At 47.8% G+C, this 15753-nt stretch carries 15 protein-coding genes; 12 read left to right on the forward strand and 3 right to left on the reverse strand.

Annotated features, from left to right (window positions below; all coding sequences use genetic code 11):
* The first annotated feature begins 12 nt into the window (after positions 1–12).
* Positions 13–1542 carry an acyl-CoA carboxylase subunit beta gene (locus tag AC2CGA_RS01785; RefSeq protein ID WP_007410124.1) on the forward strand — a complete coding sequence of 510 codons (1530 nt, stop codon included), beginning with the start codon at positions 13–15 and terminating at the stop codon, positions 1540–1542.
* A gap of 53 nt (positions 1543–1595) precedes the next feature.
* On the opposite strand, the gene uptA is transcribed toward AC2CGA_RS01785, so the two are convergent.
* The 3 genes from uptA to AC2CGA_RS01800 form a co-directional block, all read right to left on the reverse strand.
* The gene (uptA, locus tag AC2CGA_RS01790) at positions 1596–2186 is read right to left on the reverse strand and encodes an undecaprenyl phosphate transporter UptA (protein ID WP_007410125.1); all 591 of its coding nucleotides are present in this window, start codon (positions 2184–2186) and stop codon (positions 1596–1598) included.
* Positions 2187–2260: 74 nt separating this feature from the next.
* A complete protein-coding gene (gene galU, locus AC2CGA_RS01795; RefSeq protein WP_024085384.1) occupies positions 2261–3154 on the reverse strand; it encodes a UTP--glucose-1-phosphate uridylyltransferase GalU in 894 nt (297 codons plus the stop codon).
* Between the two features lie 6 nt (positions 3155–3160).
* Positions 3161–3568 carry a GtrA family protein gene (locus AC2CGA_RS01800; RefSeq protein WP_025851040.1) on the reverse strand — a complete coding sequence of 136 codons (408 nt, stop codon included), beginning with the start codon at positions 3566–3568 and terminating at the stop codon, positions 3161–3163.
* Positions 3569–3846: 278 nt separating this feature from the next.
* On the opposite strand from AC2CGA_RS01800, the gene AC2CGA_RS01805 reads away from it, so the two are divergent.
* The 11 genes from AC2CGA_RS01805 to bamD all read left to right on the forward strand — a co-directional run bounded on the left by AC2CGA_RS01805 (position 3847) and on the right by bamD (position 15739).
* Entirely contained in the window at positions 3847–4617 is a 771-nt protein-coding gene (locus AC2CGA_RS01805) for a 6-carboxyhexanoate--CoA ligase (RefSeq protein ID WP_207119914.1), read from the forward strand.
* Positions 4614–5960 carry an adenosylmethionine--8-amino-7-oxononanoate transaminase gene (gene bioA / locus AC2CGA_RS01810; RefSeq protein ID WP_024085382.1) on the forward strand — a complete coding sequence of 449 codons (1347 nt, stop codon included), beginning with the start codon at positions 4614–4616 and terminating at the stop codon, positions 5958–5960. Before AC2CGA_RS01805 ends, bioA begins: the two co-directional genes overlap by 4 nt.
* Complete coding sequence (bioF, locus tag AC2CGA_RS01815; RefSeq protein ID WP_484480107.1) at positions 5950–7110, forward strand: 8-amino-7-oxononanoate synthase; 1161 nt, start codon at positions 5950–5952, stop codon at positions 7108–7110. The genes bioA and bioF overlap by 11 nt, the downstream gene beginning before the upstream one ends.
* Positions 7107–7808 carry a dethiobiotin synthase gene (gene bioD, locus AC2CGA_RS01820; RefSeq protein ID WP_024085380.1) on the forward strand — a complete coding sequence of 234 codons (702 nt, stop codon included), beginning with the start codon at positions 7107–7109 and terminating at the stop codon, positions 7806–7808. Before bioF ends, bioD begins: the two co-directional genes overlap by 4 nt.
* Positions 7809–7810: 2 nt before the next feature.
* On the forward strand, positions 7811–8830 hold the full coding sequence (gene bioB, locus AC2CGA_RS01825) for a biotin synthase BioB (protein WP_003153914.1): 1020 nt from the start codon (positions 7811–7813) through the stop codon (positions 8828–8830).
* 1 nt (position 8831) lies between these two features.
* Positions 8832–10028 (forward strand): cytochrome P450, encoded by a 1197-nt coding sequence (locus tag AC2CGA_RS01830; RefSeq protein WP_014305101.1) that lies wholly within the window; start codon positions 8832–8834, stop codon positions 10026–10028.
* A gap of 303 nt (positions 10029–10331) precedes the next feature.
* Entirely contained in the window at positions 10332–11777 is a 1446-nt protein-coding gene (locus AC2CGA_RS01835; RefSeq protein ID WP_484480108.1) for a GntP family permease, read from the forward strand.
* Between the two features lie 24 nt (positions 11778–11801).
* The gene (locus tag AC2CGA_RS01840) at positions 11802–12503 is read left to right on the forward strand and encodes a CoA transferase subunit A (protein WP_003153920.1); all 702 of its coding nucleotides are present in this window, start codon (positions 11802–11804) and stop codon (positions 12501–12503) included.
* 17 nt (positions 12504–12520) lie between these two features.
* Positions 12521–13183, forward strand: coding sequence for a CoA transferase subunit B (locus tag AC2CGA_RS01845; protein WP_015388161.1), 663 nt, complete (start codon positions 12521–12523; stop codon positions 13181–13183).
* 12 nt (positions 13184–13195) lie between these two features.
* Positions 13196–13981, forward strand: a complete 786-nt coding sequence (locus tag AC2CGA_RS01850) for a 3-hydroxybutyrate dehydrogenase (protein WP_014305097.1) — start codon at positions 13196–13198, stop codon at positions 13979–13981.
* Between the two features lie 555 nt (positions 13982–14536).
* Positions 14537–15739 (forward strand): bacillomycin D biosynthesis malonyl-CoA transacylase BamD, encoded by a 1203-nt coding sequence (gene bamD, locus AC2CGA_RS01855; protein WP_043867172.1) that lies wholly within the window; start codon positions 14537–14539, stop codon positions 15737–15739.
* Positions 15740–15753 lie beyond the last annotated feature (14 nt).

The following is a 15753-nucleotide window of genomic DNA, read 5'->3' on the forward strand; positions in this document are numbered from 1 at the left end:
GGAGGGACTCGGATGGATTACGAAAAAGAACGGCAGACACGCAGCAAAACGATTGAAAAGGGAGGAGCCGCGAAATATCATGCAAGCAACGAAAAGAAGGGAAAACTTTTTGTAAGAGACAGGCTGAAGCTTTTATTCGATGACGGCATATCCGTTGAAGACGCTTTTTTCGCCGAGTGCATGTCAGACGGACTGCCGGCTGACGGGGTCGTTACCGGGATCGGAACCATCGGCGGCAGAACCGTTTGTGTGATGGCAAACGACTCAACCGTAAAGGCGGGCTCGTGGGGCGCGAAAACGGTGGAAAAAATCATCCGCATTCAGGAGACGGCGGAGAAGCTTCAGTGTCCGCTCTTGTACTTAGTCGATTCCGCAGGTGCGAGAATTACGGATCAGGTCGACATGTTCCCGGGCAGAAGGGGAGCCGGCCGCATCTTTTATAATCAAGTAAAGCTGTCGGGCCGCATTCCGCAAATCTGTTTATTGTTCGGTCCTTCCGCTGCGGGCGGCGCTTACATTCCGGCCTTTTGCGACATTGTCATTATGGTCGAAGGCAATGCATCCATGTACTTAGGTTCCCCGCGCATGGCAGAAATGGTAATCGGCGAGAAAGTATCGCTTGAAGAAATGGGCGGCGCCCGTATGCATTGTTCTGTATCAGGCTGCGGTGATCTCCTCGCCCCGACGGAACAGGAAGCAATCATGATGGCGCAGACATATCTCAGCTACTTTCCGGCAAATTATACTGAAAAAGCGCCCGTCAACAAATCTAAGAACCCGAAAGCTTTTGAAAAACCGCTCTCAGATGTCATCCCGGCACATCAAAACGCACCGTTCAACATGATGGATTTAATTGAACGTGTCATTGATGAAGACTCATTTTTTGAGATTAAACCGTTATTTGCGCAGGAATTAATAACGGGGCTTGCGAGAATTCACGGACAGCCGGTCGGCATTATCGCCAATCAGCCGCGTGTCAAAGGCGGAGTTTTATTTCTCGATTCGGCGGATAAAGCCGCAAAATTTATCGCTTTGTGCGACGCATTCCATATTCCGCTTCTGTTTTTAGCAGACATTCCCGGATTCATGATCGGAACGAAGGTTGAGCAGGCGGGCATCATCAGGCATGGCGCAAAAATGATCTCCGCAATGGCGGAAGCGACTGTTCCGAAGCTTTCCGTTATCGTCAGAAAAGCCTACGGTGCCGGATTATACGCGATGGCGGGGCCTGCTTTTGAACCGGACTGCTGTTTAGCGCTTCCGACTGCGCAAATTGCCGTAATGGGTCCTGAAGCAGCGGTGAATGCGGTCTACGCAAACAAAATCAGCGAGCTGGCCCCTGAAGAAAGGCCTGCTTTTATTCAAGAAAAGCGTGATGAATATAAGGAAGACATTAACCTTTACCGGCTTGCCTCTGAAATGGTGATTGACGGCATTGTTCCTGCTGATTCCTTGCGGGAAGAACTCAATAAACGCCTCACTGCTTACATGTCCAAACAACTGACATTCACACACCGGAAACACCCCGTATACCCGGTATAAATAAAAAAAGACTGCATAGATCCGGCTCACAGCCGTTCTTATGCAGTCTTTTTTCACAGTCTTGATCTCATTTTCTTCACAACAAAATAAACAACAATAAATACGAGTGCCAATATAATGATCGGAGTTGTATACATTCCGGCATAGCTGTCTACGTCTTTCCACTGTCCCCCGAGCTGATACCCGAGATAAACGAAAATGACAGACCACGGAATAATGGCAAGCGTCGTCAATATGACAAACTTGGAAAGAGGCATTTTCGCAAGGCCGGCCGGGATGGAAATCGCATGTCTGACGACCGGGATAAACCGCGCCGAGAACACAACGCCGGCGCCGTAACGGCGAAACCAGTTTTCCGCAACATCAACATGATGCTTTTTCAGAAGTAAGTACTTGCCGTACTTGTCCAAAAACGGCCGTCCCCCATAACGGGCGATCCAGTATATAAAGCACTGCGCGATCGTTCCCCCGATCACACCGGCGACAATGGCGCCGATAAAGCTGATCGTGCCTTCTGACACCATATAGCCTCCGTAAGCCAGAACGATTTCACTCGGAATGATTTCGATCATTAATCCGAGCGCAATCCCTAAATAGCCCATACTTGTCAGCCAGGATAATATTTCACTAATAAAATTGCCCACACTGTTCACAACCTCTTTATCTTTTTACCCAATTATATGACTGATTGACAAGCAAAATGGTTACAAATTATTTTTTAACGCGCGATTTCTTCAGATTCTCTTTTTAACACCTCTTCTAAATAAGCTAAAAGTTTCGGTCTCATTTCTTCCCGCAGAAGCCCGATCTCCGTGCCGGCCTTAAAACAGCCGAACTTATCTCCTATATCAAACCGGCTTCCTTCAAGCTCCCGCGCGTAAATGCTTCGGGTGCGGCATACTTCGCGCAGCGCGTCTGTCAATTGGATTTCGCTGCCCGCGCCTCTTCCGATCGTCTTCAGCGCTTTAAAAATGGCAGGGGTTAATATGTAACGGCCCAACACGGCAATATGAGAGGGCGCCTTTTCAACGGCCGGTTTCTCAATCAGATCCTCAACCCGGTACACATGACCGCTCTGCCGCCCCGTCTGTATAATACCATATTTGCTGACATCAGCAGGATCGACGGGCTGTACGCCGATCGTTTCTGTGCCGTGTTGGTTATAGACGTCTATGAGCTGTGAAAGAGCGGGAGTGTCAGATACCATAATATCATCACCTAATAGAACGGCAAAAGGCTCATCTCCGATAAAATGCTCCGCACACAGCACCGCATGGCCTAGTCCGAGCGGTTCTTTCTGACGGATGTAATGAATATTGGCCAAATCGGCAATCCGCTGCATTTCCTTCAGCGTCTCTGACTTGCCTTTTTCCTTAAGATTGATTTCCAACTCCGCCGACCGGTCAAAATGATCTTCAATCGAGCGTTTGTTTCTCCCTGTAATAATCAGTATATCTTCAATTCCTGACTCTCTTGCTTCTTCGACAATGTACTGGATGGCCGGTTTGTCGACGATCGGCAGCATTTCTTTCGGCTGCGCCTTTGTCGCCGGCAGAAATCTCGTTCCTAAACCCGCTGCGGGGATGACCGCTTTTCTCACTTTTTTTCTCATTCATCTTCACTCCTGATCCTGTATGTTTTTCAGCGAATCTCCAAATACCCAGATTCGGTTTCCGATAAAATTCATCATCATTCCGCCGATAGTGGCGGCGAGCTTACTCACCAAAAGCGAACAGCCGCCTTTTTGAAACGCGTACAGCAGCAAAAAGGTGATTCCCGACGCTGCAAGATTAATGATGAGAAAGCGCACGATCTCTTTCCCGTCAGCCTTGTGTTTTACACGAAACGTCCACTTCCGGTTCCACACATAGCTGTTGATGATCCCTGCCGAATAGGAGCAGATCTGCGCCGGCAGATAGGGGACAAGGCAAGCGGTGAGAAGAAAGAAGACACCAAAATCGATCAGCGTATTGCCGGCGCCCACGGTGCAAAAACGGCCTGCTGTCTTTACTTTTTCTTTCAGCATAACGGCATCCGGTTTTGACCTCCCTTCATAAGTAAGATGCGGATCGCTGTCCTATTTGTTGATATGGATTACTTTAGCGGACAGTGTTGAATAAACAATTACTAAAATATGAACAAAACATGAAAACGTAATGAGGCTTTGTAAAACCCATTAAGTTAACAGTTTTATATTTTAGGTTGACATATTACGTGCAAGACACTAATATTCTGTATTAGTGTTAACCTTTTATTATTTTGGTTAACATTAAATTTCGAAATAAAAGAAAGGAGGGAAATTTCATGCAGGAAGAGACCTATTACAGCGTCAGAATGAGAGCTTCCCGAAACGCCCCCCATGAGCAGGGCGGAAAACATATTTCCGGCGGAGAACGGCTCATCACTTACAGCGGTTTACAGGAAGCGGTAGATGGCTTATTACATAAAGGCTTCTCACACTCAAGAGGGATACCTGATTTTATGCAGATTCAGCTTGAAAGCGTTCATGAACCGATCGAAACGATCCGCCCTTTGCCGGTTGCCCTCCATCAAACAGACACGCCGGAAAAAGGACAAGCAATCGCCCGCAAGCTTCTGCAAAAGGCGGGGATTCCTCCGCACATGATCGAGAAAGCGTACGAAAACATTGCGGAATATGCAGAAGCAAGAGGAGCGGTCCTGTTTGATATCCGGGCAGGAAAACGCATTGACTGCAGAGGGAATAGAGGTGTGCGGGTATCCCGAGTGGATTGGCCGTCACATGATTTTCAAAAATGGGCTTTTACTCACAACATGCCGGAAAATTCACGAATAAAGGAAGCACATGCCATCGCGGCAAAAGTTTGCGCACATCCGGGAATTATTGCCGAATTGTGCTGGTCAGATGACCCTGATTACATAACAGGCTACGTTGCCGCAAAGAAGCTGGGATATCAGCGGATTGCCAAGATGAAGAATGCCGGAGATGAAAGCGGATGCCGGGTTTTCTTTACTGATGGCTCCATAGATGCGGAGAGCTGTATCCATTTTTTAGAGAAGCAGCCTGTATTCATACAGCGGGAGGAGAACATATGAAACAATCAATGATTGAAAAAAGCAAACAGCATCTTTGGCTGCCTTTCACACAAATGAAAGATTACGATGAAGATCCGTTCATCATTGAAAGCGGAAACGGGATCATGCTGAAAGACATCAGCGGCAAAGAATATTATGACGGCTTTTCTTCAGTATGGCTCAATGTACACGGCCACCGCAAAAAAGAAATGGATGAAGCGATTCAAAAACAGCTTGAAAAAATCGCTCATTCGACTTTGCTGGGTATGACGAACGTTCCCGCAACAGAACTTGCCGAGATGCTGACGGGCATCACACCGGAAAAGCTGACGCGCGTTTTTTACTCCGACAGCGGAGCGGAAGCAATGGAAATCGCTCTGAAAATGGCCTTTCAATACTGGAAAAACGTAGGGAGACCTAAGAAGCAGACGTTTATTTCGATGCAGAACGGCTATCACGGCGATACAATCGGAGCCGTCAGCGTCGGCTCCATTGAACTCTTCCACCATGTGTACGGCCCGCTGATGTTTGAAAGCTACAAAGCCCCGATTCCATATGTATACAGATCTGAAAGCGGTGACCCCGTACAGTGCCGGGATGAATGCCTTCACGCGCTCGAACAGCTGCTTGCAAAGCACCACGAAGAGATTGCCGCACTTACGATTGAATCGATGGTGCAAGGCGCATCCGGGATGATCGTCATGCCTGAAGGCTTTCTGGCAGGCGTACGAAAGCTGTGTACGGCATATGATGTGTTAATGATCGTTGACGAAGTGGCGACGGGGTTCGGCCGCACCGGAAAAATGTTTGCCTGTGAGCATGAAAACGTCCAGCCGGACTTGATGGCGGCAGGGAAAGGCATTACGGGAGGCTATTTGCCGATCGCTGTGACGTTTGCCACAGAAGCCATTTATGAAGCCTTCTACGATGACTACGACAAAATGAAAACATTTTTCCACGGCCATTCCTATACAGGAAATCAGCTTGGCTGTGCCGCGGCAATTGAAAATCTGCGTTTATTCGAATCAGAGCGAATCGTTGAACGAGTCGCCGAAAAATCAAAAACGGCTGCGAAATTTCTTCATGATCTGAAGCTGCTTCCTCATGTCGGCGATGTCCGCCAGCTCGGTTTGATGTGCGGCATAGAGCTTGTGCAGGATAAGGGGACAAAACAGCCTTATCCGCCTGAAAAGCGGATGGGATACAAGGTGTCCTTGAAAATGAGAGAGCTGGGTATGCTGACACGGCCGCTCGGTGACGTCATCGCCTTTCTTCCGCCGCTCGCCAGCACAACCGACCAGTTACAAGCCATGATTTCCATTATGAAAGAAGCGATAGCCGAGGTGACCGGCCGTGGATTTTGACGGATGGCTCCTCGGAAGGCTCGATGCGGTGATAAGAGACGGGCTGTATCGGACGCTGCGAACACAGGAAACCGCTCTTAAAACCAAGGGGCAAAAGCGGCAGACCTGGGCGTCCAATGACTATTTAGGCCTGTCAAAAGATGAACGGCTGATCACAGCCGCGCAAACAGCGCTGAGCCGGTTCGGAGCGGGAAGCGGCGGCTCACGGTTAACGACAGGAAATACTGTGTGGCACGAAAAACTTGAGCAAAAAATCGCGGACTTTAAACAGACGGAAGCGGCTTTATTATTTTCAAGCGGTTACTTGGCGAATATCGGCGTGCTTGCCTCACTGCCTCAAAAAGGCGATGTCATTTTAAGCGATCAACTGAACCATGCGAGCATTGTTGACGGCTGCCGTTTATCAAAAGCGGAAACCATCGTGTACCGCCATATTGATATGGCTGATCTTGAGAAAAAACTTGCCTCCGTCCAGAATCGGAACCGCCGCTTTATCGTCACAGACGGCGTTTTCAGCATGGACGGCACCATCGCGCCTCTTGACCGAATAATGCCGCTTGCAAAGCAGTACCAGGCATTTGTGATAGCAGATGACGCGCATGCAACCGGTGTACTCGGGGAAAACGGCGGAGGAACCAGTGACTATTTCGGTGTTTGTCCTGATGTTGTCATCGGCACATTAAGCAAAGCTGTAGGAACGGAAGGCGGTTTTGCCGCGGGATCAAACATTTTTATTGATTTTTTGCTGAATCAGGCGCGGACGTTTATTTTTCAGACGGCCCTCCCGCCGTCAATTTGTGCGGCTTCGCATACGGCATTTGACCTCATATCAGATATGCACGATACGCGCCGTGAGCTGCAGTCGTCTGTCAAAAAGATAAAAACGCGTCTGGCCGATATGGGCTTTACTGTAAGAGGCGGAGATACACCGATTATCCCCGTTATCATCGGTGATGCAAAAACAGCGGTTTCAGCCGCTGCGCTGCTTGAGAAAAAGGGAATCTGCGCCCCGGCCATCCGCCCGCCCGCCGTTCCGGAAGGCGAAAGCAGAATCAGGCTGACCGTTACGGCGGATCGCAGCTTACAGGACATAGACGAGCTGACAGAAGCATTTGATTCCATTAGAAAAGAGCTGAATATAAACAAATGAGAAGTTTTTTTGTCACAGGAACAGATACCGGCGTCGGAAAAACCATCGTTTCTTGCGGACTTGCCGCGGCATTCAGGCAGAAACAGGCGGATATCGGAGTGTTTAAACCGTTTTTAAGCGGCGTGCCGCGGACTCATCCGGAAAGTGACACCTCGCTTTTGAAAAACATGTCACAAACCGCACTGTCTCATGAAGAAATCACGCCATTTGAATGGAAAGAGCCGCTTGCGCCGTACACGGCCGCCATGCTTGAGGGGAAATCCGTGAGCATGGATGAAGTCATGGCCCACTGGAGTAAGATCAAAAATCGTCATGAGTGTTTCATCGTCGAGGGGGCAGGCGGCATTTCCGTTCCGCTTGGTGAAAATTACTTAGTCAGTGATTTGATAAAAGCCTTGGAATTACCGGCAGTGATTGTCGCCAGGCCTGATCTCGGAACCATCAACCACACATATTTAACCGTTGAATATGCGAAAAACATGGGAATAGAGGTTCTCGGTATTATGATCAACGGCGTAAAGAGCCGGCCGGGGCTGGACGAGAAGACAAACCCGAGCATGATTGAAACATTATGCAAAGTTCCGATTTTGGGAATCACACCGAAGCTGGATCACGTTTCACCGGAAAACATTCAACACATGATTGAGAAACATATAGATGTTTCCTCTTTCATGAATCTGACACAAATGGGGAGATAAACATGAATCAATGGATGGATCTTGCAGAGAGAGTTCTGGACGGGGCGGAAGTAACGAATCAAGAAGCGCTGGCCATTTTAAATTGTCCTGATGAGGATCTTTTATTGCTGATGCATGCCGCTTTTCATATCAGAAAACGATTTTACGGAAAAAAAGTAAAGCTGAATATGATTATGAATGCAAAATCAGGCCTGTGTCCGGAAAATTGCGGGTACTGTTCACAATCTTCAATATCAAAAGCGCCGATCGAGTCTTATCGGATGGTGGATAAGCATATATTGCTTAAGGGGGCAAAACGCGCCCATGACTTGAATATAGGGACATACTGCATCGTCGCCAGCGGGCGGGGACCGTCAAACAGAGAAGTAGATCAAGTTGTTGATGCTGTCAAAGAAATTAAAGAAACGTACGGTTTAAAAATCTGCGCATGCCTCGGTCTGCTGAAGCCGGAACAGGCAGAGCGCCTGAAACAGGCAGGAGTAGACCGGTACAATCATAACATCAATACATCACAAAGGAATCACTCAAACATTACGACTTCCCACACGTATGACGACAGGGTCAATACAGTGGAAACGGCGAAACAATCGGGGATGTCGCCTTGTTCGGGTGTCATCGTAGGCATGAAAGAAACGAAACAGGACGTCATTGATATGGCGAACAGCTTAAAAGCGCTTGACGCCGACAGCATCCCGGTTAATTTTCTGCATGCGATTGACGGAACTCCGTTAGAAGGGGTAAGCGAATTACATCCGGTGTATTGCCTGAAAGTGCTCGCCTTGTTCCGTTTTATCAATCCGTCAAAAGAAATCCGTATCTCAGGAGGCCGGGAAGTCAACCTTCGTTCGCTGCAGCCGCTGGGACTTTACGCCGCAAATTCGATTTTCGTCGGAGATTACTTAACGACAGCAGGGCAGCATGAAACAGAGGATCATCAAATGCTCCATGATTTAGGGTTTGAAGTCGAATCCGTTGAAGAAATGAAAGCCGGCCTGCAATCCGCCTGCAATACGGAGGTATAAGATGACGGCGGGCCTATCGACTGCACATCCGTCCCTCCATGCGGATTCGGATTTTTGGAATGACCCTTACCCGTTTTATGAAAAACTGCGTGCCATTGATCCTGTTTATAAAGGAACCGTATTAAAACATCCGGGCTGGTATGTCACCGGGTATAAAGAAGCGGCAGCGATTTTGAAAGACACCCGGTTTAAAAACCGCGTCCCTTTTCCGGAAGCTTCAACGAAATATCAAAATCTATCGCATATCCAGCACGATATGCTGTTATTTAAAAATCAATCAGACCATAAGCGGATGCGGATGCTTATAGGTAAAGAATTTACCGCAAAGACGGCGGAATCACTTCGCCCCTGTATAAAAGAAACGGTTCATGACTTGTTGGATCAAATCCAAAACAAAAAAAACGCAGACCTTGTTTCAGAGTTTGCCTTTCCATTGGCAAGCCTCATCATTGCGGAGATACTCGGAGTGCCGAAAGAGGAGAGATATCAATTCAGACAATGGACGGCAGACGTCATTCAGGCCATTGATCTTACCCGGTCAAGAAAGATGTTAGTCAGAGCAAGCGACACCGCAGGCAGGCTGACTGCTTATTTCAGAGATTTGATTCACGAGCGGAAAGCACATCCTCAGGAAGACTTAATCAGCAGGTTTATTATGGGGGAACAGCTTTCAAAAGACGAAGTGCTCGCGACATGTATCTTACTTGTCATAGCCGGACACGAGACGACGGTAAACCTCATGAGCAACGGTGTGTTTACTTTATTGAAACACCCTGAACAGCTTAGCGCACTGAGAGAAAACCCCTCGCTTATTGAAACTGCTGTCGAGGAATGTCTGCGCTACGACAGCCCCGCGCAGCTGACGGCACGCACCGCTTCAGAAGACTGTGAAATAAATGGGAAGACCATAAAAAAAGGAGAGCAGGTATATATCCTTTTAGGGGCAGCCAATCGCGATCCAAGCATATTCGATCAGCCTCATAAAATGGACATCCAAAGAAAACCGAATCCGCATCTTGCATTCGGAAAGAACGCCCATTTTTGCATAGGCTCCTCATTAGCGCGCATCGAAGCACAAATTGCAATTCTCACACTGTTTGAGCGGATGCCTAAGCTTCGGCTGGCCGCACACCGCCTTGAATACCGCAAGCTCATTGGTTTTAGGTCGCTCAAAGAGCTTCCGGTTGTCCTTGGCTGAATGACCATGCAGGAGGGCCGGATTTTATCGGTTCCTCTTGCAGGAAATAAATGAAAGAAAAAAGAATACATATTTATAAAGCAAAAATCCTCTCTGATCCATCTCACTATCCCTAAAAAAACTCGCTGCTCCGCCATTCAATATCATACAGCAAGAATCTCCTTTTCTTTCGCCAAAACGGAAAATTCACCATGATGCACATTTTTTCAGCCTCAGAAACGGTGCAAAATCGGCATGTTTTTTGCTTTATTTTCTTGATTTTTGTAAGCGCTTACTAATATTGAGCAGAAAAGAGGGGGATTTGTGGACATTGTTATTATTTTATTGGCATTAGGCATGCTGATGTTTGCGGCTTACCGGGGCTTTTCAGTCATTTTATTCGCTCCGATTTGTGCACTGTTTGCCGTGCTTCTTACAGATCCAAGCTTCGTACTTCCTTTCTTCTCGAATATATTTATGGAGAAGATGGTAGGATTTATTAAGCTGTATTTTCCCGTATTTCTTTTAGGGGCCGTTTTTGGCAAGGTTGTTGAAATATCCGGGCTCGCCGAGTCGATTGCAAAAACAATCGTCAGGCTTGTGGGAGCAAAAAGAGCCATTCTCGCCATCGTCTTAATGGGTGCGATTTTAACGTACAGCGGCGTCAGTCTCTTCGTAGCGGTGTTTGCCATTTATCCGTTTGCTAAAAAACTATTTATTAAAGCTGATATTCCCAAGCGTCTGATACCCGGTACGATTGCATTGGGCGCGTTTACTTTTACAATGGATGCGCTTCCCGGCACACCGCAAATTCAAAATGTCATTCCGACAGCTTTTTTTAAAACAAACATTTATGCCGCTCCCTGGCTCGGACTGATTGGCGCAGCATTTGTGCTTACGGCCGGAATGATTTATTTAGAATCCCGGCGCAAAAAAGCGGCCAATGCCGGAGAAGGCTATGCTGGATTTCAATCTGAAGTTTCCGCTGCAGAGGAACCCTCAGGTCTGGCTAATGAAAAACATACGCCTGTTTTACCGCAGGAGGCAGAACCCAGCCCCGCGCGGCAAGTGCTCGCCTTTGTTCCGCTTATCCTTGTGGGGGTCATGAACAAATGCTTCACGATGTGGCTCCCGCATTGGTACCCTGACGGATTTGATTTTGCGCAGCTCGGTTTAGAAGCGTTCGGGAAGATTGACCTTTCCTCCGTCACTGCGATCTGGTCAGTAGAACTCGCACTGCTCATCGGAATCATGACAACGATTTTGTTCGATTGGAAAAAAGTGCTCTTCAATTTGAAAGAAGGACTGAATGAGGGCATCGGGGGTGCCTTGCTGGCGTCGATGAATACAGGAGCCGAATACGGATTTGGCGGCATCATTGCGGCGCTTCCCGGCTTTAAAATGGTCAGCAGCGGCATATCGCAGACGTTTACTGATCCGCTCGTCAACGGAGCGGTGACGACCACTGCACTTGCCGGAATTACAGGATCGGCATCAGGAGGAATGGGCATCGCTTTAAGCACGATGTCAGCAACATATACAGAAGCAATCAATACATTCCACATCCCGCCGGAGGTCATGCACCGGGTGATTTCGATGGCCTCCGGCGGGATGGACACTCTTCCGCATAATGGCGCCGTCATTACACTGCTCGCGGTCACCGGGTTGACCCACCGCCAATCCTACAAGGATATCTTTGCCATTACCGTCATTAAAACAGCCGCTGTGTTTGTCATCATCGCCATTTACAGTCTGACGGGCCTTGTGTAGCCAAAACAGAAAGGGGAAACGAATATGGGAAAAGGAAAAGTGATGGACTCTTATAAAGATGCTGCTGCACTGATCAAGGACGGAGACACCCTCATCGCAGGAGGCTTCGGCCTGTGCGGCATTCCGGAACAATTAATACTCGCGATCAGGGACAGCGGCGTGAAAAACTTGACCGTTGTCAGTAATAACTGCGGTGTTGATGATTGGGGGTTAGGCCTCTTGCTTGCAAACCGGCAGATCAAAAAAATGGTCGCATCCTATGTCGGAGAAAACAAAACCTTTGAACGGCAGTTTTTAAGCGGGGAGCTGGAAGTCGAATTGGTGCCCCAAGGAACGCTCGCAGAAAGAATTCGCGCGGGAGGGGCGGGCATTCCGGCGTTTTATACACCTGCGGGCGTCGGAACATCAGTAGCCGAGGGAAAAGAACATAAGACATTTGACGGACGCACCTATCTTCTGGAGAAAGGGATTACAGGGAACGCCGCCATCGTAAAGGCCTGGAAAGCCGATCCTCTGGGCAACCTGATGTTCAGAAAGACGGCGAGAAATTTCAATCCGCTCGCTGCAATGGCAGGCAAAGTGACGATTGCAGAGGCTGAAGAAATCGTCGATGCCGGAGAGCTTGATCCCGATCAAATTCATACGCCGGGTATTTTTGTGCAGCACGTTCTGCTTGGCGGGATTCATGAAAAACGGATTGAACGCCGCACCGTCCGGCAAGCATGATAAAGGAGGCTGACAGAATGAGAGATAGCAGAAAACGAATGATCAAACGGGCTGTAAAGGAAATAAAGGACGGAATGAATGTGAACTTGGGGATAGGGATGCCGACGCTTGTAGCCAATGAGATACCGAATGATTATAACGTCCTGCTTCAGTCTGAAAACGGCTTGCTCGGAATTGGGCCTTATCCGGCGGATGGAACGGAGGATCCCGATCTGATCAATGCGGGAAAAGAAACCATTACCGAGGTAAAGGGAGCCTCGTATTTTGACAGTGCCGAATCCTTCGCCATGATTCGCGGCGGCCACATTGATGTAGCGATCCTCGGCGGGATGGAAGTGTCCGAACGGGGAGATTTGGCGAACTGGATGATCCCCGGAAAAATGATCAAAGGAATGGGCGGCGCCATGGACCTGGTCCACGGAGCAAAACGGATTATTGTCATTATGGAGCATGTTAATAAATATGGGGAATCTAAAGTGAGAACGGAATGTACGCTGCCTTTAACCGGCAGGCAGGTGGTCGATCGGCTGATCACAGATTTGGCTGTATTCGATTTTCATGATGGCCGTATGACGCTCACCGAACTGCAGGAAGGTGTAACAATGGAGGAGGTCTTTGAGAAAACAGAAGGTCATTTTACTGTCAGCCAGTCGTTAAAAAACGGGGTCAGACCAAAATGAGGAGATGCCGTCATGCATTCATTGCTTATTGAAAAAACAGCCGTTGTAACAGGAGCAGCCGGAGGAATCGGGCTTGAAATCGCAAGAGAATTCGCCCGTGAAGGAGCAGCCGTCATCATCTCTGATGTAAACGAACAAGCGGGGAAAGAAGCGGCGGCCAGACTGAAAGAAGAAGGCTGTGAAGCAGTCAGCATCACATGCGATGTAACAAATGAAAAGCAAGTGGCCGACATGCTGCAGACGGTCGAGAAACAATTCGGACGCCTCGATATCCTTGTGAATAATGCGGGCATTCAGCATGTCGCGCCCATCGAGGAATTTCCCACCGAACAGTTTGAACGGCTCATTCGTGTCATGCTGACTGCGCCATTTATCGCAATGAAGCATACATTCCCCATTATGAAAAAACAGCAATTCGGGCGAATCATTAATATGGCGTCTGTCAACGGGCTGATCGGTTTTCACGGGAAAGCGGCATATAACAGCGCCAAGCACGGCGTCATCGGTTTAACGAAAGTCGGCGCACTTGAAGGCGCGGCTGACGGCATTACCGTCAATGCGCTTTGTCCGGGATATGTGGACACTCAGCTTGTCCGCAATCAGTTAAAGGACATTTCCGCAACAAGGAATGTACCGTACGAGCGGGTGCTTGAGGACGTCATCTTTCCGCTCGTTCCCCAAAAACGGCTGCTGTCAGTGAAGGAAATCGCTGATTACGCTGTATTTTTGGCCAGCGACAAAGCAAAAGGGGTTACAGGTCAGGCCGTAGTCATGGATGGCGGGTATACCGCTCAATAGTTCTTATATTTTTTTAAAAACAGCCGCTCTGAACGGCTGTTTTTTTATGCCTGAAAAACTTGTTCACTCAATAGGCCGATTTACTGCCCAACCGGTATCCGGGCTGGGTCATTCACATGTTCTGCGGCGTATTTTGTCCTTGCAGATTTTCCTCATCCAGATCCATTTCTGCGCCGCATTTATAATCAAGCGCCATCAGTTTACAATCCTTCACAGATATACAAATGAATTTTTACAATAAACAGAAAATATGTAATTTCTGACACAATAATGCCAATAGCCCTAAAACATATGAAACATGAAGAACGCGACCTAAGTGAAGAAGAGCCGGTAACAGGCTCCACTCCGGCTTTTCATCATCTCTCTTTAAGACTGATTTTCGGTGAAACCCCATGTTTTATTTTATGAATAAATATATCTAATTCGTTTGTAAAATCGAACAATAACTCCTCCGAAAGTATTCTATACACATTTGTTATAATCATGCTAGGATGTTAGATAAAGGGATAATTTGTAGGATATTGTATTTCTGTTCAATATGATCGGAGGAATCTCATGAACAATCTTGCCTTTTTATTTCCTGGACAAGGGTCTCAATTTGTAGGAATGGGCAAACAATTTTGGAATGATTTTGTGCTCGCAAAGAGATTGTTTGAAGAAGCGAGCGATGCGATCTCCTTGGATGTAAAAAAACTGTGTTTTAACGGAGATATGAATGAATTGACAAAGACAATGAACGCGCAGCCCGCTATTTTAACGGTCAGTGTTATTGCTTTTCAAGTGTATATGCAGGAAATAGGGGTGAAGCCCCGCTTCCTGGCAGGCCATAGCTTAGGCGAATATTCAGCGCTTGTCTGTGCCGGCGCCCTTTCTTTTCAGGATGCCGTTACACTTGTAAGGCAGCGGGGAATTCTTATGCAGAATGCGGATCCTCAGCAGCAGGGGACGATGGCCGCCGTGACTCACCTCTCTCTTCAAACGTTGCAGGAAATATGTTCGAAAGTGTCGACGGAAGACTTTCCGGCAGGAGTAGCCTGCATGAATTCAGAACAGCAGCATGTGATTTCCGGACACCGGCAAGCTGTGGAACGTGTCATCAAGATGGCGGAGGAAAAGGGAGCGGCATACACTTATTTGAATGTCAGTGCGCCTTTTCACAGTTCGCTGATACGATCAGCATCTGAACAATTCCAGACTGTATTACACCGGTATTCCTTCCGGGAAGCCGCATGGCCGATCATTTCAAATGTCACTGCACGCCCTTACAGCAGCGGAAATTCGATCAGCGAACATCTCGAGCAGCACATGACGATGCCGGTAAGATGGACGGAATCGATGCATTACTTGCTTTTACACGGAGTGACGGAAGTCATCGAAATGGGTCCGAACAATGTCTTAGCCGGTCTGCTGAGAAAAACAACGAATCACATTGTACCTTATCCCTTAGGACAGACATCTGATGTTCACTTGCTTTCCAATTCAGCAGAAAGAAAGAAACATATTGTCCGTTTACGCAAAAAACAACTGAATAAATTGATGATTCAATCCGTCATTGCGCGAAATTACAACAAGGATTCAGCGGCTTATTCCAATATGACGACGGCATTATTTACGCAAATCCAAGAGCTGAAAGAGAGAATGGAAAGACAGGAAAATGAGCTCTCAGAACAAGAGCTCGAACATTCGATCCATTTATGCAAATTAATTTGCGAGGCTAAACAGCTTCCGGATTGGGAAGAATTGCGGATTTTAAAATAAAGCGCCCAGGAGGG

It is taken from the genome of Bacillus sp. SYZHCR11, assembly GCF_057196865.1.

Coding starts and splice junctions, on each gene's coding strand:
- AC2CGA_RS01830 (WP_014305101.1), top strand. CDS start 8,832: ATGACGGCGGGCCTATCGACTGCACATCCGTCCCTCCATGCGGATTCG.
- AC2CGA_RS01805 (WP_207119914.1), top strand. CDS start 3,847: ATGCAGGAAGAGACCTATTACAGCGTCAGAATGAGAGCTTCCCGAAAC.
- bioA (WP_024085382.1), top strand. CDS start 4,614: ATGAAACAATCAATGATTGAAAAAAGCAAACAGCATCTTTGGCTGCCT.
- bioB (WP_003153914.1), top strand. CDS start 7,811: ATGAATCAATGGATGGATCTTGCAGAGAGAGTTCTGGACGGGGCGGAA.
- AC2CGA_RS01840 (WP_003153920.1), top strand. CDS start 11,802: ATGGGAAAAGGAAAAGTGATGGACTCTTATAAAGATGCTGCTGCACTG.
- AC2CGA_RS01800 (WP_025851040.1), bottom strand. CDS start 3,568: ATGCTGAAAGAAAAAGTAAAGACAGCAGGCCGTTTTTGCACCGTGGGC.
- AC2CGA_RS01785 (WP_007410124.1), top strand. CDS start 13: ATGGATTACGAAAAAGAACGGCAGACACGCAGCAAAACGATTGAAAAG.
- galU (WP_024085384.1), bottom strand. CDS start 3,154: ATGAGAAAAAAAGTGAGAAAAGCGGTCATCCCCGCAGCGGGTTTAGGA.
- bioD (WP_024085380.1), top strand. CDS start 7,107: ATGAGAAGTTTTTTTGTCACAGGAACAGATACCGGCGTCGGAAAAACC.
- AC2CGA_RS01850 (WP_014305097.1), top strand. CDS start 13,196: ATGCATTCATTGCTTATTGAAAAAACAGCCGTTGTAACAGGAGCAGCC.
- AC2CGA_RS01845 (WP_015388161.1), top strand. CDS start 12,521: ATGAGAGATAGCAGAAAACGAATGATCAAACGGGCTGTAAAGGAAATA.
- bamD (WP_043867172.1), top strand. CDS start 14,537: ATGAACAATCTTGCCTTTTTATTTCCTGGACAAGGGTCTCAATTTGTA.